Source organism: Microbacterium sp. Ag1, from assembly GCF_001005635.1.
Classification (GTDB): Bacteria; Actinomycetota; Actinomycetes; order Actinomycetales; family Microbacteriaceae; genus Microbacterium; species Microbacterium oxydans.
In genome coordinates, this window is sequence record NZ_LBCR01000027.1 from 28451 (window position 1) to 46116 (window position 17666).

The following is a 17666-nucleotide window of genomic DNA, read 5'->3' on the forward strand; positions in this document are numbered from 1 at the left end:
GATCGTCGCACTCTGTGAATCATCCCCCGGCGGTGGGGTTACGATAGCCCTGCCGCCGGGGATCGCCTTCCCGCGGTATCCCGCACATCCACCCCCCTAAGGATCAGCGTGGGCGCTCTCGAGCCTGGTGAAGGCTTCCGCAACTCCTCGGCCCCCGAGTCTCTCGACGGTGCCCAGGAGGCCTCGGGTGCTGGGCGCCGTTCGCAGCGCACCAGCCGCCGGCTTCCGCGCCGCGCGGCGGCGGGACGACGCTCGTTCACGGCCACGCTCCGTGCGCTGGAGGGGCTGGTCGATTCCGGAGCGCAGGTCTCGGTGCACGTGGTCGACCTCGACAACCATGTGCATGTGCTGGCCGGCGACGACCACGTGACGATGCCGATCGCCGGTCTCGGCGTGGTGCCGCTTTTGATCGAGGTCGCTGCGGGCTTCCAGAGCGGTGCTCTCGATCCGTTCGAGATCGTCGAGCGCGAGAGTGTCGACGCCGTGGAGACCTCGGGGCTGTGGCGGCATCTGCACGCGCCGGCGCTGCCCCTGGAAGACCTCGCGGTGATGGCGGCGACCGCGGGCGATCCGATCGCGGTGAACGCCCTGCTGCAGAGGGTGGGGCATGATCGCGTGCGTGAGCGCATCGAGTCGCTCGGACTGCGCCGCACGGCTCTGCTCGATCGCTTCCGCGACCGCCGCGGCCCCGACGACGCCCCGCAGGTGGCCGTGGGGTCGGCGCGCGAGCTCGCCGGGCTGTTCTCCGCCCTCGTGAACTCGCAGGTGGTCGATGTCGCCGTCAGTGCACAGGTGTCCGAGTGGCTCAGCCTCAACCAGGATCTGAGTCTGGTCGCGGCCTCCACCGGCCTCGACCCTTTCGCACACGATCACGATGCGCACGGCCTGCTGTTCGTGAACAAGACCGGGAGGGATCGCGGAGTGCGGGCCGAGGCGGGTGTGCTGGCCGGGCCCCGAGCCGGTGTCGCGTACTCGCTCATCGTGTGCTTCGACGACCTCTCGATCACCCACCGTCTGCGCGCGCACGACGCCTTCCGCGTGCTCGGCGTCGAACTCATGGAGTACACGCACTGACGTCGCCGCGGGCGAGCTCACCCGCACCGCTAGCATCGGGGGATGCCTCGATCTGACTGGACCCCGCATCGCCGCGACGACGGCGAGCTGCTCGGGTGGATCCATCCCGAGGGTGAGGGCTGGGTGGCGGTCGACGTGCTCGGACGCCCCGCGTCGGTTCCCACCGAATGGCTCGACGCCGAAGCGGCACTCGAGGAGCACGGCATCGCCTGGCTCGCCGACCCCTGGATGCTCGAGGGCGAGGCGCTGTCGGACGGCGAGGCCGACCGTCCGCTCCGGGTGCGCATCCTCGAGGTGACCCCCGACGAAGACGGTTCGCCCGGTCGAATCGTCGTGAAGATCGACGACTTCGGCGACATGACGCGTCCGGCTGCTGCGCAGTTCGTTCTGGCATGGCCGATCCCGGACCGCCTCCGCCCGCCGCGCGCCGACGACCCCGACCCCCGCACGATCGCCGGCTGACGCCGACGCGTCTCAGCCCGGCAGCGAGGGGCGCTGCTCGGAGCTCCGCTGCTTCGGGATGAACAGCGACAGCACCACCGCGATGATGCCGGCGGCGATGGCGAGCCAGAAGCACACCTCGAAGGCAGCGCGTGTCGGGACGGCGACTCCGCCGACGTCGACGCTCATCGCGGCGAGGACACCGCCCATCACCGCCGAGGCGCTGGATGTGCCGACCGATCGGAACAGGGCGTTCAGTCCGTTGGAGGCTCCGGTCTCGTTCGCCGGGACCGAGCGCATGATGATCATCGGCATGGCCGCGAACGTGAACCCGATGCCCACTCCGATGAAGATGTTGGCCACGAAGATGTGCCACACCTCGGAAGACCACAGCAGCACGAAGACGTAGGCGAGCACGATCGCGCCGGCACCGACCGTGAACAGCGGACGCGGTCCGACGGTGCGCTCGAGCCAGCCGGAGAGGGGCGAGATGACCATCATCACGAGACCGGCCGGCATGATCACGAGGGAGGCGGCGAGCATGTCGAGACCGAACCCCGCACCGCCGATCGTCGGCATCTCGAGCAGCTGTGGGAACGTGACGTTCGAGGCGAAGAGCGCGAAACCCATCCCGATCGCGGCGATGTTCGTGAACAGCACCGCGGGGCGGGCGGCGACACGCAGGTCGAGCAGCGGATCCTTCGTGCGCAGCTGATACCAGCCCCACACCAGCAGCACCACGAGTCCGCCGATGATGCAGGTGAGCGTCAGGGGAGACGTCCATCCCCATTGCGCACCCCGCGAGACGAAGAGCAGGATGCCCGTGAGGCCGATCGCGAGTCCGATGGCTCCGATCACGTCGAGCCGCCCGGGAGAGCGCAGCACATCTTCGGGGATCACCGCCAGCACCAGGGCGAGGCCGACGACACCGAGTGCCGCGGCGAGCCAGAAGAGCATGTGCCAGTCGGCGTTCTGGGCGAGGAGCGCGGCCACCGGCATCCCGATCGCGCCGCCGACGCCCATCGTGGCGCTCATGAGGGCGACCGCGGTGCCCAGCCGTTCGGGAGGGAGCACATCGCGCATGATCGCGATGCCGAGCGGGACGACGCCGGTCACCGCACCCTGCAGCGCGCGGCCGATGATCACGCCGACGATCGAGCCGGAGACGGCGGCGATCACGGACCCCAGGATCAGGACCGCGAGCAGGGCGATCACGACTCGACGCTTGCCGTACATGTCGCCGAGCCGGCCGGAGATCGGAGTGGCGACCGCGGCGACGAGCAGCGTGATCGTCACGACCCAGGTGGTGTCCTCGCGGGAGGCGTTCAGCAGCTGGGGCAGCTCGGCCTGCAACGGCACGACCAGCGTGAACATGAACGACGAGCAGAGCCCCGCGAAGGCGAGGACCGCGACGATCGCCCAACGGGGAGGAGTGCGGGAGAGACGCTTCCTCGCTCTGTCATCGCTCGCACCCACCGGCTCAGGCTATCGCCGAATCCTCGTGCCGGATTCCTCGAACGGGCCGAGGAGGGGCAGACTGGGTGCGTGCGAACCATCCGTGATCTCGACACCGTTGAACTCATCCTCGACGCCCAGGGCCTGCTCGACTCAATCAGGGGTCCGCAGCGCGTGGTGGATGCCGGAACCCTGCGCGCCCTGCAGCAGTCGGGCAACTACGTCGTCGGCTTCTTCGACGGCGAGGGCGAAGACGAGCGCATGGTCGGCGCGTCCATCGCCTTCTTCGGCGAGCCGGCCCGACGTGCGATGCACTCCCACATCACCGCCCTGCTGCCCGAGTACCGCGGGCGTGGCTGGGGCCGCGAGCTCAAGGAGCATCAGCGACAGTGGGCGTTCTCCCGCGACGTCGGCCGCATCACGTGGGTGTTCGATCCGCTGGTGGCGCGCAATGCGCACTTCTTCTTCACGGTGCTGGGTGCCCGTGCCACCGGATACTCGGTCAACCGCTACGGCATCTTCGGCGGCGGTGACGCGGGCGACGAGAGCGACCGACTCGACGTCGAATGGGCACTCGCCGACATCGCCAAGCCCCCGGCCGACGACGCGGTCGTGGAGACCCTCCAGATCCCGGCCGACATCGAGGCGCTGCGCGTCTCCGATCCTGCGGCCGCCCACGAGTGGCGCCTGCGCCTGCGTGCGCAGATGGAGGGCCTGCTCGGCAGCGGCCTCCGGATCGCCGGGTACGACACCGAACGCGGCTACCTCTTCACGGCGTGATGCGGGATGCGCGGAGTGCTCAGCGCACCCCGCGCATCAGCTTCAGCACGGGCTTCACGCTGAGCAGCAGTCCGATGCCGACGACGATCGCGATGCCGCCGAGGATCGAGAAGAACGGCACCTCGTCGTCGGGGTTGTAGAACCGCACGAGCTCGCCCGAGATCGCCGTGCCGAGCGCGATCGACAGGAAGAACAGCGCGACCATCTGGGTGCGGAAGACGGTCGGTGCAAGCTTGGTGGCCGCCGACAGACCGACGGGGGAGATGAGCAGCTCCGCCACGGTGAACACGAAGAGGATCCCGACGATCGCGAGCAGCGGTGTGGAGTTCTCCCCGCCACCGGCGAACGGCAGGAAGAGCAGGAACGCCGACCCCATGATGATCGCCGCCAGGGCGAACTTGACCGGCGTCGAGGGCTGACGCTTCCCCAGACGGGTCCAGATCGCCGCGAAGACGCCGGACAGGATGATGATGAAGACCGGGTTGATCGACTGCACCCACGACACGGGCATCTCCCAGCCGAACAGGTTCCGGTCCAGGCGCTGGTCGGAGTAGATCGTCAGCACCGTGAACTGCTGCTGGTACAGCGACCAGAATGCGACGCTGGTGATGAAGAGCGGCAGGAAGGCCCACACGCGCGAGCGTTCGGTGGCGTCGATCCGACGGCTGCCGAGGATCACCGAGAAGTAGGCGACGGCGGCGACGATTGTGACGCCGATAACCAGGGCGGCCAGGTTGTCCGGGCGGATCACCCCGGTCAGCACCAGGACGGCGATGACCACCACCGCGGCCCCGGCGATGACTCCGACCAGGAGGTACCGGGACTTCGGGAGCGGATTCGGCACCTCACGCGCTGACGCGGGGAGCGACTTGCGGCCGAACGAGTACTGGATGAGTCCCAGCGTCATGCCGATGGCCGCGAGGCCGAAGCCGTAGTGGAAGCCCAGCGACGACTGCAGGATGCCGGTGAGGATCGGGCCCAGGAACGCGCCGAGGTTGATCCCGAGGTAGAAGAGCGAGAAGCCGGCGTCGCGTCGAGGATCGTCTTCGCTGTAGAGAGTGCCGACGACGGACGACGCATTCGCCTTGAGTCCACCGGATCCGACGGCCACGAGCACGAGACCGACGCCCACACCGACCGCGCCGGGGAGCAGCGCGAGGGCGAGGTGTCCCGCGACGATGACCATCGCGCTGACGAACAGCACCCGCTCGGCGCCGAAGAGGCGATCCGCGAGCCAGGCTCCCAGGATCGTCGACAGGTAGACCGATCCTCCATAGGCGCCAACGATGCCGCCGGCTACGGCCTTGGGGATGCCGAGGCCGCCCTCGGTCACCTCGAAGTACAGGTAGATGAGCAGGATGCCCTGCATGCCGTAGAAGCTGAAGCGCTCCCACATCTCGACGCCGAAGATGTGCACCAGTGCCCACGGCTGCCCGAAGAAGCGGGTGTCGTCGTCGCGGGTCCGCGGTGTTCGCGCTGCAGTGCTCATCCCCAGGACGCTACTCCGGCGCAGCCGCGGAGGCCAGGGAGCGCGCGGGAACGACGGATAGAATGGGATGCCCGTGTTCGCGGGTTCTCCTCCCGCATCCGACCATTGGAGCCACCATGGCCGAACAGTCCCGCCTCGACAAGGTCATCGCCCTCGCCCGCCACCGCGGGTTCGTGTTCCAAGCGGGTGAGATCTACGGCGGTTCCCGGTCGGCCTGGGACTACGGCCCCCTGGGCACGGAGCTCAAGGAGAACATCCGCCGCCAGTGGTGGCAGACCTTCGTGCGCGGTCGCGGCGACATGGTGGGCCTGGACTCCAGCATCATCCTCCCCAAGCGCGTGTGGGAGGCGTCGGGCCACGTCGCGACCTTCACCGACCCGCTGGTCGAGTGCCTGCAGTGCCACAAGCGCTTCCGTGCCGACAACCTCATCGAGGACTTCGAGGCGCGCAAGGGCCGCAAGGCCGAGAACGGCCTGGCCGACATCCCCTGCCCGAACTGCGGCACCAAGGGGCAGTACACCGAGCCGAAGGCCTTCTCCGGTCTGGTGAAGACGTATCTCGGCGTGGTCGACGACGAGTCCGGCCTCTACTACCTGCGCCCCGAGACCGCGCAGGGCATCTTCGTGAACTTCTCGAACGTGCTCACCGCGAGCCGCAAGAAGCCTCCGTTCGGCATCGGCCAGGTCGGCAAGGCCTTCCGCAACGAGATCACTCCCGGCAACTTCATCTTCCGCACGCGCGAGTTCGAGCAGATGGAGATCGAGTTCTTCACGCCGCCGGCTGAGGCCCAGGAGTGGTTCGAGCACTGGGTCGAGGCCTGCTGGAACTGGTTCATCGACCTCGGCATCGATCCGGAGAACATGCGTCAGTTCGACGTGCCGGAAGACGACCGCGCGCACTACTCGGCCGGCACGATCGACGTCGAGTACAAGTTCGGCTTCGCGGGCAAGGAGTGGGGCGAGCTCATGGGCGTCGCCAACCGCACCGACTACGACCTCTCCAGCCACAGCGAGGCATCCGGCCAGAGCCTGACGTACTTCGACCAGGCCACGGGCGAGCGCTACACCCCGTACGTGATCGAGCCGTCGTTCGGCCTCACCCGCGCGATGATGGCGTTCCTGGTCGACGCCTATGTTGAGGAGCAGGTGCCCAACGCCAAGGGCGGCACCGACGTGCGCACCGTGCTCAAGCTCGACCCGCGTCTCGCACCGGTCAAGGCCGCGGTGCTGCCGCTGTCGCGCAACGAGAAGCTGTCGCCGCTCGCCCGCGAGGTCGCCGACACGCTCCGCAGCTCGTGGGCCGTCGACTTCGACGACGCGGGTGCCATCGGCCGCCGCTACCGTCGCCAGGACGAGATCGGCACCCCGTTCTGCGTCACGGTCGACTTCGACTCTCTCGACGACCGTGCGGTCACCGTGCGCGACCGCGACACCATGGCGCAGGAGCGCGTCTCGATCGACGAGCTGCACGCCTACCTCGCGGAGCGTCTGCGCGGCGCCTGAGCGCTCTCACCTCTCTCTCGCCCTTCGCCGAGACCCATCCCCACCGCCGAGACCCATCGTGATCGGAGCACGTAGGAGTGGGTCTCGAGGGGGAGGGTGGGTTTCGATCCCGTCATGATCCCCGTCATGATCCCCGCACGGCGCGCGCGTAGCGCTCGGAGAGGAGCTGCAGGCGGGGGAGCAGCTCAGGCGGACTCTCGACCGTGAAATCCATCATCAGCATCCCGATGTAGGCGGCGATGGTGTCGAGGCTGTCGGCACCGGTGACGAGGATGCAGTGCTCGTCGTCGACGGGTTCGACCACCCCGACCGCGGCGTGGATGCGGTCGAGAACGGCCTCCGCCGGCGCGTCGATGCGCAGTCGGGCGTGCACGATCCACCCGCTCACCGCGATGGTCCGCATCGCGAAGGCCGTGTAGTCGCCACCCGGGAGCGGTCGCGCGTCGAAGCGGCGGTGCGTCGGCATCCGCAGGTCCATCCAGTCGACCCGGTACGTTCCCCACTCGTCGGCGTCGGGGTCGCGTGCCACGAGGTACCAGCGCCGCACCCAGGTGAGCAGCCGATACGGCTCGACCAGCCGGGGAGCCCCCTCGTAGTCGAAGCGCAGCCACTCCTGGTCGCGGATGGCGCGCGCGATGGCCTGCAGCGACGCGGCGTCGACTTCGGGGTCGGGCGCGTCGGTGTCGTTGTTCTCCGGGGCGCGGTCGACGCTGGAGCGGAGCGCGTCGACGGTGGGGCGCAGGTGCGACGGCAGCACCTGCTCCAGCTTGGCGAGCGCTCTCGCCCCCGACTCTTCGACCCCCGCGATGCCGGCGGCGGCGCGGAGTCCGACCGTGACCGCCACGGCCTCCTCATCGTCGAGGAGGAGCGGAGGGAGGGTGCCGCCCGCCCCGAGACGATATCCGCCGACGGATCCGCGCGTGGCATCGACGGGATACCCGAGTTCGCGCAGTCTCTCGATGTCGTGCCGCACGGTGCGCGAGGAGACACCGAGTCGGACGGCGAGGTCGGTGCCGGAACGCCCGGGGCCGGTCTGCAACAGGGCCAGCAGCGCGAGCAGTCGAGCGGTCGGATCGGCCATCGGAACTCCTCGAAAAGTCGTGCATCCATTAGGAACAAATCCAACCTAATGCGCTCCTATCTTCGAGCTATGGACAACACGACGCTCAGCTTCCGCCCCTTCACCGTCTCGGTCTCCGCTGCCGAGGTCGCCGATCTTCAGGATCGCCTCGCCCGCACCCGCCTTCCGCAGCCCTCGCCGACGGACGACTGGGATGCGGGCACCCCCAACTCCTACCTGCGTGAAGCCGTCGCCGCCTGGCGCGACTTCGACTGGGCAGCCGCTCAGGAGCGGATCAACGCCGTCCCGCACTTCACCACCGAGATCGACGGCCAGACGATCCATTTCCTCCACGTGCGTTCGGCTCACGAAGGTGCGACCCCACTGCTGCTCGCCCACACCTACCCCGGCTCCTCGATCGACTACCTCGACCTGATCGATCGGCTGGTCGATCCCGTGGCGCACGGCGGCCGTGCCGAGGACGCGTTCGACCTCGTGATCCCGGATGCACCGGGCTACGGGTTCTCGCAGCCTCTGGCGTCGGCGGGGTGGACGACGGCGCGGGTCGCTGAGGCGTACGACCGTCTCATGCGCGGTCTCGGTTACGAGAGCTACGGCATCCACGGTTCCGACAACGGCGCCATGGTGGCTCGAGAGCTGGGCCTTCGGGAGCCCGAGGGCTTCCTCGGCCTGCACGTGCTGCAGCTGTTCTCGTTCCCCTCGGGTGACCCTGCAGAGTTCGAGAAGCTCGAGCCTGCGGACTACGCCGGCCTGGAGCACATGCAGTGGTTCCAGTCGGTGGGCGGGTACAACACGATGAACTCGTCGCGTCCGCAGACCGTGTCGGTGGGGATCAGCGATTCCCCGGTGGGGCTGCTGGCCTACAGCGAGCTGTTCAACTCGTTCGGCAACGGTACGTCCCTGGTGCCGCTGGAGAAGATCCTGCTCGAAGTCAGCGTGAACTGGTTCGCCAACGCGGCATCGGGCATGAGCCGCAGCTACCTCGAGAACGCCAGGGCGGACGCCGCTGCTGCTGCCGAGGGCGTAGAGCCGCAGATCAACGCCGCGCGCACCGGGGTCGCGGTGTTCGCGGACGACTTCCAGACGATCCGGGTGTTCGCCGAGCGCGACAACTCGAACATCGTGCACTGGAGCCGCTTCGAGGAGGGAGGGCACTTCGCCGCCCTGGAGCGCCCCGACCTGCTGGCGGGCGACATCCGCGCGTTCTTCGCCCCGCAGCACTGACTCCTGTCACGTCGGGCCAGACCCACGCTCCTCGCCGAGACCCATCCGCGCAAACGCTGTTGCGGATGGGTCTCGGCGCGCAGCATGGGTCTCGAACCTCGCGAGCACGCGAGCACGCGCGTGGCGCGACTCTTCGCCCGGACTCAGCCCGTGACCGTGAGGCGCACGCCCTCGCTGCCGCCGGCCTCGACCCAGGCCAGCGAGCGCTCCAGGATGCCGCGCAGCACGTCCAGGTCGACCTGCTCCAGGTCTTTGATGTACAGGCAGCCGACACCGGTCGTGTGGGGGCCGAGTTCCGCCAGAGCTTCGGTGTGCGCGTCCACTCCGTCGAACAGGTAGATCGTCGTCGCGGCCTTGCGCGGGGCGAAGCCGAGCAGCCCGCTGTCGCCCTCCGTGCCGGTGGGGTAGCGGTAGTGGCAGGAGCCGAATCCGATGATGGTGCCCCAGGTCTGCGGCTCGCGACCGGTGATCTCCTGCATGAGCGCGGTCAGCGTCTCGGCGTCCCTGCGGCGCACTGCGGGGGAGGCGCGGGCGATGAGCCCGGCTACGTCATCCCCCGTCGGCTTCACTTCGTGGCCTTCGCCGCCGCCTTCATGGCCTTCTTGTGCTCGCGCACCTTGGCGAGGGAGTCGGGCGAGACGATGTCGGCCACGCTGCGGTACGACCCGTCCTCGCCATAGGGGGCTGATGCCTCGCGCCAGCCCTCGCCGGTGAAGCCGTACTGCTTGCCGAGGAGGGCGAGGAAGATCTTGGCCTTCTGCTCTCCGAACCCGGGGAGTGCCTTGAGCCGCTTGAGCACCTCGGGTCCCGACGGGTCGCCCTGGGTCCACAGCGCGGCCGCGTCGCCGCCCCAGTCGTCGACCAGGGTCTGGCACAGCGTCTGAACGCGCGTCGCCATCGACCCGGGGAACCGGTGCACGGCGGGAGTCTGCTTGAAGGCCTCGAGGAACTCGTCCGGCGCCATGCCGGCGATGGTGGCGGCATCAGCCGCTCCGGTGCGCTGCTCGATCTTGAGCGGACCGGCGAACGCGGTCTCCATCGGCACCTGCTGGTCGAGCAGCATCCCCACCAGCAGAGCCAGCGGGTTGTCGGTCAGCAGCTCGTCGGCGGCGGTGTCTCCGGTGATGTGAAGGGCCATGCCTCCAGTCTGCCACCGCGTGGGCTGAGCGCGTCAGGCGCTGGCGGCGTCGTCCACGGAGTCGGCCTCCGGCGCGATGCCGTACAGGGCGGCCAGCGCGGCGGTGAACTCGTCGGCGCGGCCCGCGGCGGCGAGTTCGTGCGCGCGCACGGTCGGGGTGTGCAGCAGCACGCCGGAGAGGTGTCGCAGGGCCTGCTCGACCTTGCCGTCCTCGTCGCCGCGTGCGCGGGCCCGGGCGATCTCCCGCTCGAGCAGTTCGAAGATGTGCGAGCGGAAGGCCACGACCGACGGGGTCACGCTCTGGCGCGCGCCCACCACGTGGAAGGTCTCGGCGGCCTCGCGGACGACGCTGCGAGCGGCATCCGTCGCCTGCAGCTCTTCGAGGGGCGCGTGCAGTCGGATGGTCTCGAGGTCGAGCAGTGCGACGCCCTCGAGCGACGCGACGGCGGGGTCGACGTTGCGGGGCATGCCGAGGTCGACCACGAGCTGACTGTGCGTGCCGACGGGGCAGCCCGCCGCAGCGGGGCCGGTCGGCAGCTGCAGGTGCTCAGGGCCGAGGACCGGTTCCGTGGCGGTGGTGCAGGTGATGAGAAGGCTCGATCGTGCCGCGGTGCCGGCGTACTCGTCGGCGGTGATCGGCCGGATGCCGTGCTTCGCGGCGAAGACCTCGGCACGGCCGGAGGGCGAGTACACCGAGATGTTCACGGCGCCGCGCTCGCGGAGCGTCGCGAGGGTGACGGCCGCGTAGGCGCCGGTTCCGACCAGCAGCACACGCTCCGCAGACCAGTCGGCGATGCGGCTGTCGGCGAGTTCGAGCGCGAGGCGCACCAGAGAACGACCGGCGCGGCCGAGGGCGGTCACGTTCTTGACCTTGCGCTGAGCCTGGCTGGCGCGCTGGAAGAGGCGCTCGAGCTCGGGCGAGGTGGTGCCGTCCTTGCGAGCGGACTTGAGGGCGCGGCGCACCTGACCGGCGATCTCGCCCTCTCCGGAGACGACGGACTCGAGCCCGGATGCCACGGAGAACAGGTGCTCGGCGACGCGGCGTCCGGCGTGGACGGTGTAGGCGCCGTCGAGGTCGGCGGCGGGGATGCCGGTGGCGGACTCGACCGCTTCGATCACGGCTTCGACGCCGATGGCACCTGCGGCGGTGACCGGCTCGTCCATCTCCACGTACGCCTCGAAGCGGTTGCACGTCGCCAGCACGACCGCACCCTGCACACACGGCGTCATGCCCACGATGGTGGGAGCGACGTCGTCGGGGGTGCGGCTCAGGCGTTCGAGCAATTCGAAGGAGGCGGTCTTGTGACTCGCCGTGACACACAGCAGCACAGATCGATTGTACCGGAGCGTCTGCGGGCGAAGGGTCGGCAGCTCGAACTCGGCGGCTCCATAAGGGGTGGATGGGAGGATGGGAGTATGGCCCTCTCCGATGCCCCGCTCCTGCGCGCCCTCGCCGGCGACCGTCCCGCACACGCCCCCGTGTGGTTCATGCGGCAGGCCGGCCGCTCCCTCCCGGAGTACCGTGAGCTGCGTGTGGGCACCCGGATGCTCGACGCCTGCCTGACTCCCGACCTCGCCGCGGAGATCACCCTGCAGCCGGTGCGCCGTCACGGTGTGGACGCGGCGGTCTTCTTCAGCGACATCGTCATCCCGCTGCGGCTCGCCGGGGTCGAGGTGGAGATCGAGCCGGGTCGCGGTCCGGTGTTCGCGAACCCGGTGCGCACGGCGGCCGACGTCGAGCGCGTCACCGCGATCGATCCGGACGATCTGGACGGCACGGCCATCGCCGAGGCCGTGCGGCTCGTCACGGCCGAGCTCGGCGACACCCCGCTGATCGGATTCGCGGGCGCCCCGTTCACCCTCGCCGCCTACCTCGTCGAGGGCGGGCCGTCCAAGGAGCACCTGCGGGCCAGGGCCATGATGCATTCCGACCCGGAGTCGTGGAACCGCCTCGCGGGCTGGTTGGCGCGTGTCTCCCGTCGCTTCCTCGAGACTCAGCGCGACGCCGGGGCATCCGTCGTCCAGCTCTTCGACAGCTGGGCCGGTTCCCTCAGCACGGCGGACTACCGCGCCTTCGTGGCCCCGCACTCGCACGCCGCCCTGTCCGGCATCGGCCTGCCGACGATCCACTTCGGGGTCGGGACAGGTCCCTTCCTCGCCGACATGCGCCTCGACGGTGTTGCCGACGGCGTGGGTGTCGACTGGCGGCTGCCCCTCGACGAGGCCGCTGCGATCCTGGGGCCGGATGTCACGGTGCAGGGCAACATCGACCCCGCGCTGCTCTCCGCCCCGTGGCCGGTCCTGGAGGCCCATGTGCGCGACGTCGTCGAGCGGGGTCGCGCGGCGCGCGGGCACATCCTGAACCTCGGCCACGGCGTGCCGCCGGAGACCGACCCGGATCAGCTCACCCGCATCGTCGAGCTGGCGCACACGATCTGACCGTCACCGCCCCCTGCGAATCCGGCGCGTGAGGCGCAGGTCCGTGAGGGTGAAGCGTCCCGACGGGAGGGCTACGCGGATGCGCTCGTCGTCGAAGGAGCGTGACGGGCGGATGTCGATGGGCGCTTCCGGAGCGAACGGCGCGGGTTCGCTCACGCCCTCGGCGAGCATCCGTGCCTGCGCCTTCGCGACGAGAGGCACGACCATCGTCCATTCCGTCACCTGCGCCAGCACCCGCACCATCCACGTCGGCACCGGGATGTACGCGGGGCGACGTCCAGCGACACGGGCGATGCGGCGGATGGCCTCTCCGAGGGTGACCTCGTCCACCCCCAGGACGGCGATGGTCGGCTCGGCGATCCGTCCTTCGAGCGCCGCGACGAGCACATCGACCGCATCTTCGACCGGCACCGGTCGTGCCGTGCGCTCGCGGTAGCCGACGGTCCAGAAGAAGGGGAGGGTTCGCACGGCCTTGGTCACGTGGTCGACCATGTGATCGCCGGGGCCGTAGATCATCCCGGACTTGAGGATCGTGTGCGGGATGCCCGAGGCGCGCACGATCTCCTCCGCCTGCCACTTCGACTCGTGGTAGCCGGAGCCGCAGTCGGGGCGGGCTCGGAGGAAGCTGACCAGGACGATGCGCTTCACGCCCGCGCGGCGAGCGGCCTCCACCACGGCGCGTGTGCCGTCGACGTGCACGCGGCGGAAGGTCTGGTCGCCGATCTCGCGGTTGATCCCCGCGCAGTGAGCCACGGCGTCACAGCCCTCGAACGACCTGATCAGCGCCTCGACGTCGGTGATGTCGACCCCGCTGCGGCGGGAGACGACCACGGCATCGTCGAGTCGCTCAGCGAGGTTCCTGCCGACGAATCCCGTGCCGCCTGTGATTGCCACTCGCATCGTGCATCTCCTTCGCTCATTAGCTATACGGCTAAAGAGTATCTAGCAAGGATGCTATATTGCAACCATGACAGACAGCGCGACGGACATCTTCGCAGCGCTGGCGCACCCCACCCGACGTCAGATCCTGCAGGACCTGAAGGACGGTGAGCTCGCGGCCGGCGAGATCGCCTCCCGCTTCTCGGCGAGCGGACCGACCATCTCCCGCCACCTGAGTGTGCTCCGCCAGGCGGGTCTCATCAGCGAGCGCCGCGATGCCAACCGCATCCTGTACTCGCTCGTCGGTGAGCGTCTCGCGCTGTCGGTCGGCGATTTCCTCTCCACGGTGTGTCCCGAGCAGATCGTGCTGCGCGAAGTCCGCAAGCGAGGACGCGGCTCCGTCGACGCGTGACGAGCGCGCGCAGGCGGGGCTGCACCGCAGAAGTCGTGCGGCGCACCCGGTGCGAGAATTGACGGCATGAGCCCTGAGTCCTCGTCCGCCGAGCCCTTCGACCTGGCCGCCCGCGCGGCCGAGAAGCACGTGGTGGTCGTCGGCGGGGGCATCGGAGGGCTCGTCGCCGCGCGCGAATGCGCCAAGGTCGGGATGCGCGTCACCGTCCTCGAAGCCGAGGCGGAGCTGGGCGGCGCGATCCGGCGGGTCGACCTCGACGGGGTCACGGTCGATGCCGGGGCGGAGAGCTATGCCACCAGGGGTGGTCTCGTCCGCGCTCTCGTCGAGGAACTCGATCTCACGGACCGCATCGTGGTTCCGCAGGCCGGTGGCGCCTGGCTGGCCGGCATCCCCGGTGTCGGAGCTGCCCCGCTTCCGGCGGGCGGCATCCTCGGCATCCCTTCGAATCCGTTCCAGCCCGACGTCCGTCGCATCATCGGGTGGTCGGGTGTCTGGCGCGCATACCTCGATCGGGTGCGTCCGCCCCTCACGATCGGGCACCAGCTGAGCCTCGGGAAGCTCGTCGCGTCGCGCATGGGGGCGAAGGTGCGGGATCGACTCGTCGCCCCCGTGACGACGGGCGTCTACTCCGCGTCTCCGGACGACGTCGATATCGACGTCGCGGCCCCGGGGCTCAATGCCGCCCTGACCAGGGTCGGCTCGCTCTCCGGCGCGGTGCAGACCCTCCGCGACGAAGCCGCGGCGAAAGCTGCGGCGACAGCGCCGGAGGCCGACGGCACCGCCCCAGTCGTGGCGAAGACTCCTGGAGCTGCCGTCGAGGGCCTCTCCGGGGGGATGAGCACCCTCATCGATGCGCTCGCCGCCGACCTGAAGCGCCTCGACGCCGACGTGCGCACGGGCGTTCGGGTGCGCAGTCTCCGCAGGGCGGGTGCGACGTGGTCTGTCGAGGCCGAGTCCGCGGCGGATGCGGAGCACGGCGGTGAACCGGCGCTCGAGGGTGCACCGGCCGATGAGGACGTCGCGGCGGAATCCGCGCCACCGGTGATCGAGGAGCTCGACGCGGACGCCGTCATCATCGCGACGCCCGAGTCGACGGCGCGAGGACTCCTCGCCGCGGTGATACCGGACCTCCAGAAGACGCAGGCCGCGGCCTCGCCGGAGATCGAGATCGTCACGCTTCTCCTCGACGCCCCCGAGATCGCGTCCGCCCCACGGGGAACAGGTGTGCTCACCGTTCCGGGGAGCCACACGGCCAAGGCCCTGACGCACTCGACCGCGAAGTGGGGCTGGGTGGGGACTGCGGCGGGTTCCCGGGAGATCGTCCGCGTGTCGTTCGGAGCTCAGGGCGAGCCGGCCGCCACCGCTCGGCTGACCGACGACGCGGCGGCTGCACTGGCGCGGAGCGAGGCGGCCGCCCTGCTCGGAGTCGCCATCGCTCCCGAAGCCGTGATCGCCTCGCATCGCGGTCGGTTCGTCCAGTCGCAGCCCGCATCGATCATCGGATCCGGTGAACGGCGCACGGCCGCGCGCGCGGCGATCGAGGCGGTGCCCGGCATGGCCGTGGTCGGCGCCTGGCTTGCGGGGACAGGACTCGCCCAGGTGATCCCCGACGCCAGGGATGAGGCCGACCGCCTCCGGCGCTTCCTTCTGTGGGACTGAGCGCTTCGACGGACTGAGCGCCATGACGGAGAGAGCGCTCCGTGTCAACCCTCTGACCCATAGATGCCGAAATCGGCATACGGGGTTACGCTGGGTACCTGGCCGCGGGGTGCGAGAGCCTGCGACCGATCCCAACCGGGCGAATCTGGCCGGACTACCGGAACAAGGTGAGGAGACCCCATGAAGGGGAAGATCGGACTCGTCGTCGGACTCGGCGTGGGCTACGTCCTCGGCACCCGTGCCGGACGTGAGCGCTACGAGCAGATCAAGACGCAGTGGCTCAAGGTGTGGCACCTCGATCCCGTGCAGGAGCAGGTCACCAAGGTCAAGGGCTTCGTCGGCGACAAAGCCGCAGCCGTCCCCGGTGCGCTCTGGACCGGCGTCGTGAAGGTCGCGAAGTCCGTCAGCGGCAACGGCACGCCGGGTCAGCGCCTCGACTCCGCGATCGCCACCGGTCGTGAGGCCGCGGAAGACCTGGCCGAGGCGACGGAGGAAGCGGTCGAGGCGGCGAAGGCCACGGCTTCGTCCAGCAAGACCTCGACGTCCGCCTCTTCCAAGCCCGCCGCGAAGAAGCCGGCTGCCAAGAAGCCCGCCGCGAAGTCGGCCACCAAGAAGTCCGGCGCCTGACATGCCCCGCGGATACCGCGATCGTGCCGACGACAGTCTGCTGACTCTCCTCGGGGATCTGCCGGAACTCGTCACGAATCTGGTCAAGGCCGAGATCGACGCGGCGAAGGCGTGGATCTCGCGCACCTCGAAGGACGCCGGCATCGGTTCCGTGTGGTTCCTCGTCGCGCTGTTCTTCCTGTTCTGGGCCGTGCCGGTGATCCTGGTCTTCGCGATCGCGGGTCTGTCGTCATGGTGGCCCGTATGGCTGTCCGCGATCGCGGTGTTCGGCATCCTGATCCTCGCGGTGCTGCTGTTCGCTCTGCTGGGCGTCCTCAAGTTCCGCAAGGTGCTCGCGCGCCAGAATCCGGCTCAGGCCGTAGCCGAAGACATCCGAATCGTGAAGGAGGCCGGCGATGACGAATTCTGAGTCGCTGCCGCGCACCGCCGTCCCCGGCGGGATCGTCGACCCGGTCGCCTCGGCTCGTGCGGAGCTGAAGGCCGCCCTCGCCGCGATCGAGATCAAGGGGAACATCCCGCGCCGGGTCGAGAAGGCGTCGACGCGTGCGGTGGCCAGGGCGCGCGTGTTCGCCGACCGCAACCCGATCGGGGCGGTCGCCGCCACCGTCGGCATCGCGGCGGCGGTCGGCGGCGCGGTCTGGGCGATCGCACGCTTCATCTCGCGCTGACACGCATCTCGCACTGACACGCATCTCGCACTGGTGCGCAGTATTCCAGGATGTCGTGAGGCGCCCGTCCGGGTGATTAGCGGCTCCTGCGTAAACGAGGCAGACTGGGGAGCATGATGTCCGAAGAGCGCGATGAGAACCCGTCCGGCTTCACCCTCTGGGCCGTCTGGCGACGAAACCCCGACGTCCCCGTGACGGAGAACGACTCGACCGAGCTCGAGACGATCGTCTCCTACATCGAGGATTCGGGCGTGACCGTCCGCGGCTTCTACGACGTCTCCGGGCTCAAGGCCGACGCCGACCTCATGGTGTGGCTGCACGGTGATACGGCGGAGGAGCTGCAGAAGGCGCTGCGCCGCCTGCGTCGCACCGAGCTGCTGCGCTCCCTCCTCCCGGTGTGGAACGTGATGGGCGTGCATCGCGACGCCGAGTTCAACCGTTCGCATGTGCCGGGCTTCCTCCGCGGCATCGGCCCCAAGGACTGGCTCTGCCTCTACCCGTTCGTGCGCACGCCGGAGTGGTACCTCGCCCCGGAGGAGGAGCGTCGCACCATGCTCGCCGACCACGGACGCAAGGGCGCGGCGTTCAAGGGCGTGCTCGCCAACACCGTCGCCTCGTTCGCGCTCGGCGACTACGAGTGGCTGCTTCCGCTCGAGGCCGATGAGCTCACCGACCTCGTCGACATGATGCGCGATCTGCGGTACACCGACGCCCGCCTGTACGTGAAGGAGGAGGTGCCCTTCTACACGGGGCGCAGGCTCCGGTTCGACGAGATCGCGGACGTCCTCCAGTAAGCGC

19 protein-coding genes are annotated in these 17666 nt (G+C 69.4%); 12 read left to right on the forward strand and 7 right to left on the reverse strand.

The genetic code is table 11. The annotated features are described in order from the left end of the window. Window positions 1–108 precede the first annotated feature (108 nt). Entirely contained in the window at window positions 109–1074 is a 966-nt protein-coding gene (locus tag AAY78_RS06220; protein WP_046747475.1) for a serine hydrolase, read from the forward strand. A gap of 42 nt (window positions 1075–1116) precedes the next feature. Next, a complete protein-coding gene (locus tag AAY78_RS06225; protein WP_046747476.1) occupies window positions 1117–1536 on the forward strand; it encodes a hypothetical protein in 420 nt (139 codons plus the stop codon). A gap of 12 nt (window positions 1537–1548) precedes the next feature. On the opposite strand, the gene AAY78_RS06230 is transcribed toward AAY78_RS06225, so the two are convergent. Then, window positions 1549–2991 carry an MFS transporter gene (locus AAY78_RS06230; RefSeq protein ID WP_082108591.1) on the reverse strand — a complete coding sequence of 481 codons (1443 nt, stop codon included), beginning with the start codon at window positions 2989–2991 and terminating at the stop codon, window positions 1549–1551. Window positions 2992–3060: 69 nt separating this feature from the next. Between AAY78_RS06230 and AAY78_RS06235 the strand changes: the two genes are divergently transcribed. Continuing rightward, window positions 3061–3750, forward strand: a complete 690-nt coding sequence (locus AAY78_RS06235; RefSeq protein ID WP_046747477.1) for a GNAT family N-acetyltransferase — start codon at window positions 3061–3063, stop codon at window positions 3748–3750. A 19-nt stretch (window positions 3751–3769) separates the two neighbouring features. Here the strand turns inward: AAY78_RS06235 and AAY78_RS06240 are convergent, their stop codons facing one another. After that, window positions 3770–5239: a peptide MFS transporter gene (locus AAY78_RS06240; protein WP_046747478.1), complete on the reverse strand. Its 1470-nt coding sequence runs from the start codon at window positions 5237–5239 to the stop codon at window positions 3770–3772. A 116-nt stretch (window positions 5240–5355) separates the two neighbouring features. Here AAY78_RS06240 and AAY78_RS06245 point away from each other — a divergent pair, with 116 nt between their 5' ends. Next, window positions 5356–6741, forward strand: a complete 1386-nt coding sequence (locus AAY78_RS06245) for a glycine--tRNA ligase (RefSeq protein ID WP_046747479.1) — start codon at window positions 5356–5358, stop codon at window positions 6739–6741. A gap of 124 nt (window positions 6742–6865) precedes the next feature. On the opposite strand, the gene AAY78_RS06250 is transcribed toward AAY78_RS06245, so the two are convergent. Continuing rightward, complete coding sequence (locus AAY78_RS06250) at window positions 6866–7822, reverse strand: helix-turn-helix transcriptional regulator (protein ID WP_046747480.1); 957 nt, start codon at window positions 7820–7822, stop codon at window positions 6866–6868. A gap of 69 nt (window positions 7823–7891) precedes the next feature. Here AAY78_RS06250 and AAY78_RS06255 point away from each other — a divergent pair, with 69 nt between their 5' ends. Further along, complete coding sequence (locus tag AAY78_RS06255) at window positions 7892–9046, forward strand: epoxide hydrolase family protein (RefSeq protein ID WP_046747481.1); 1155 nt, start codon at window positions 7892–7894, stop codon at window positions 9044–9046. A 143-nt stretch (window positions 9047–9189) separates the two neighbouring features. On the opposite strand, the gene AAY78_RS06260 is transcribed toward AAY78_RS06255, so the two are convergent. From AAY78_RS06260 to AAY78_RS06270, 3 genes are read right to left on the reverse strand one after another with little or no spacing between them, the layout of a single operon-like run. Beyond that, on the reverse strand, window positions 9190–9615 hold the full coding sequence (locus AAY78_RS06260; RefSeq protein WP_046747482.1) for a DUF1801 domain-containing protein: 426 nt from the start codon (window positions 9613–9615) through the stop codon (window positions 9190–9192). Then, window positions 9612–10184, reverse strand: coding sequence for an HhH-GPD-type base excision DNA repair protein (locus AAY78_RS06265; RefSeq protein WP_046747483.1), 573 nt, complete (start codon window positions 10182–10184; stop codon window positions 9612–9614). The genes AAY78_RS06260 and AAY78_RS06265 overlap by 4 nt, the downstream gene beginning before the upstream one ends. 33 nt (window positions 10185–10217) lie before the next feature. Then, on the reverse strand, window positions 10218–11513 hold the full coding sequence (locus AAY78_RS06270) for a glutamyl-tRNA reductase (protein ID WP_046747484.1): 1296 nt from the start codon (window positions 11511–11513) through the stop codon (window positions 10218–10220). 87 nt (window positions 11514–11600) lie between these two features. Between AAY78_RS06270 and hemE the strand changes: the two genes are divergently transcribed. Next, window positions 11601–12623 carry a uroporphyrinogen decarboxylase gene (gene hemE, locus AAY78_RS06275; RefSeq protein ID WP_046747485.1) on the forward strand — a complete coding sequence of 341 codons (1023 nt, stop codon included), beginning with the start codon at window positions 11601–11603 and terminating at the stop codon, window positions 12621–12623. A 3-nt stretch (window positions 12624–12626) separates the two neighbouring features. Here the strand turns inward: hemE and AAY78_RS06280 are convergent, their stop codons facing one another. Continuing rightward, on the reverse strand, window positions 12627–13523 hold the full coding sequence (locus tag AAY78_RS06280) for an NAD-dependent epimerase/dehydratase family protein (RefSeq protein ID WP_046747486.1): 897 nt from the start codon (window positions 13521–13523) through the stop codon (window positions 12627–12629). A gap of 67 nt (window positions 13524–13590) precedes the next feature. On the opposite strand from AAY78_RS06280, the gene AAY78_RS06285 reads away from it, so the two are divergent. From AAY78_RS06285 to hemQ, 6 genes are all read left to right on the forward strand, one after another. Next, entirely contained in the window at window positions 13591–13914 is a 324-nt protein-coding gene (locus AAY78_RS06285; RefSeq protein ID WP_045264003.1) for a metalloregulator ArsR/SmtB family transcription factor, read from the forward strand. Between the two features lie 66 nt (window positions 13915–13980). Next, the gene (locus tag AAY78_RS06290; RefSeq protein WP_046747487.1) at window positions 13981–15573 is read left to right on the forward strand and encodes a protoporphyrinogen/coproporphyrinogen oxidase; all 1593 of its coding nucleotides are present in this window, start codon (window positions 13981–13983) and stop codon (window positions 15571–15573) included. 180 nt (window positions 15574–15753) lie between these two features. Continuing rightward, window positions 15754–16200: a hypothetical protein gene (locus AAY78_RS06295; RefSeq protein WP_046747488.1), complete on the forward strand. Its 447-nt coding sequence runs from the start codon at window positions 15754–15756 to the stop codon at window positions 16198–16200. Between the two features lies 1 nt (window position 16201). After that, window positions 16202–16609, forward strand: a complete 408-nt coding sequence (locus AAY78_RS06300) for a phage holin family protein (protein WP_046747489.1) — start codon at window positions 16202–16204, stop codon at window positions 16607–16609. Next, entirely contained in the window at window positions 16596–16868 is a 273-nt protein-coding gene (locus AAY78_RS06305) for a hypothetical protein (protein ID WP_046747490.1), read from the forward strand. The genes AAY78_RS06300 and AAY78_RS06305 overlap by 14 nt, the downstream gene beginning before the upstream one ends. Window positions 16869–16981: 113 nt before the next feature. Next, the gene (hemQ, locus tag AAY78_RS06310; protein ID WP_046747491.1) at window positions 16982–17662 is read left to right on the forward strand and encodes a hydrogen peroxide-dependent heme synthase; all 681 of its coding nucleotides are present in this window, start codon (window positions 16982–16984) and stop codon (window positions 17660–17662) included. Window positions 17663–17666 lie beyond the last annotated feature (4 nt).

What these genes read in the sequence shown, in the direction of transcription:
- hemQ (WP_046747491.1), top strand. Translation starts at nt 16,982, where the DNA reads ATGATGTCCGAAGAGCGCGATGAGAACCCGTCCGGCTTCACCCTCTGG.
- AAY78_RS06255 (WP_046747481.1), top strand. Translation starts at nt 7,892, where the DNA reads ATGGACAACACGACGCTCAGCTTCCGCCCCTTCACCGTCTCGGTCTCC.
- AAY78_RS06240 (WP_046747478.1), bottom strand. Translation starts at nt 5,239, where the DNA reads ATGAGCACTGCAGCGCGAACACCGCGGACCCGCGACGACGACACCCGC.
- AAY78_RS06290 (WP_046747487.1), top strand. Translation starts at nt 13,981, where the DNA reads ATGAGCCCTGAGTCCTCGTCCGCCGAGCCCTTCGACCTGGCCGCCCGC.
- AAY78_RS06225 (WP_046747476.1), top strand. Translation starts at nt 1,117, where the DNA reads ATGCCTCGATCTGACTGGACCCCGCATCGCCGCGACGACGGCGAGCTG.
- AAY78_RS06295 (WP_046747488.1), top strand. Translation starts at nt 15,754, where the DNA reads ATGAAGGGGAAGATCGGACTCGTCGTCGGACTCGGCGTGGGCTACGTC.
- AAY78_RS06300 (WP_046747489.1), top strand. Translation starts at nt 16,202, where the DNA reads ATGCCCCGCGGATACCGCGATCGTGCCGACGACAGTCTGCTGACTCTC.
- AAY78_RS06305 (WP_046747490.1), top strand. Translation starts at nt 16,596, where the DNA reads ATGACGAATTCTGAGTCGCTGCCGCGCACCGCCGTCCCCGGCGGGATC.
- AAY78_RS06285 (WP_045264003.1), top strand. Translation starts at nt 13,591, where the DNA reads ATGACAGACAGCGCGACGGACATCTTCGCAGCGCTGGCGCACCCCACC.
- AAY78_RS06250 (WP_046747480.1), bottom strand. Translation starts at nt 7,822, where the DNA reads ATGGCCGATCCGACCGCTCGACTGCTCGCGCTGCTGGCCCTGTTGCAG.
- hemE (WP_046747485.1), top strand. Translation starts at nt 11,601, where the DNA reads ATGGCCCTCTCCGATGCCCCGCTCCTGCGCGCCCTCGCCGGCGACCGT.
- AAY78_RS06245 (WP_046747479.1), top strand. Translation starts at nt 5,356, where the DNA reads ATGGCCGAACAGTCCCGCCTCGACAAGGTCATCGCCCTCGCCCGCCAC.
- AAY78_RS06280 (WP_046747486.1), bottom strand. Translation starts at nt 13,523, where the DNA reads ATGCGAGTGGCAATCACAGGCGGCACGGGATTCGTCGGCAGGAACCTC.
- AAY78_RS06265 (WP_046747483.1), bottom strand. Translation starts at nt 10,184, where the DNA reads ATGGCCCTTCACATCACCGGAGACACCGCCGCCGACGAGCTGCTGACC.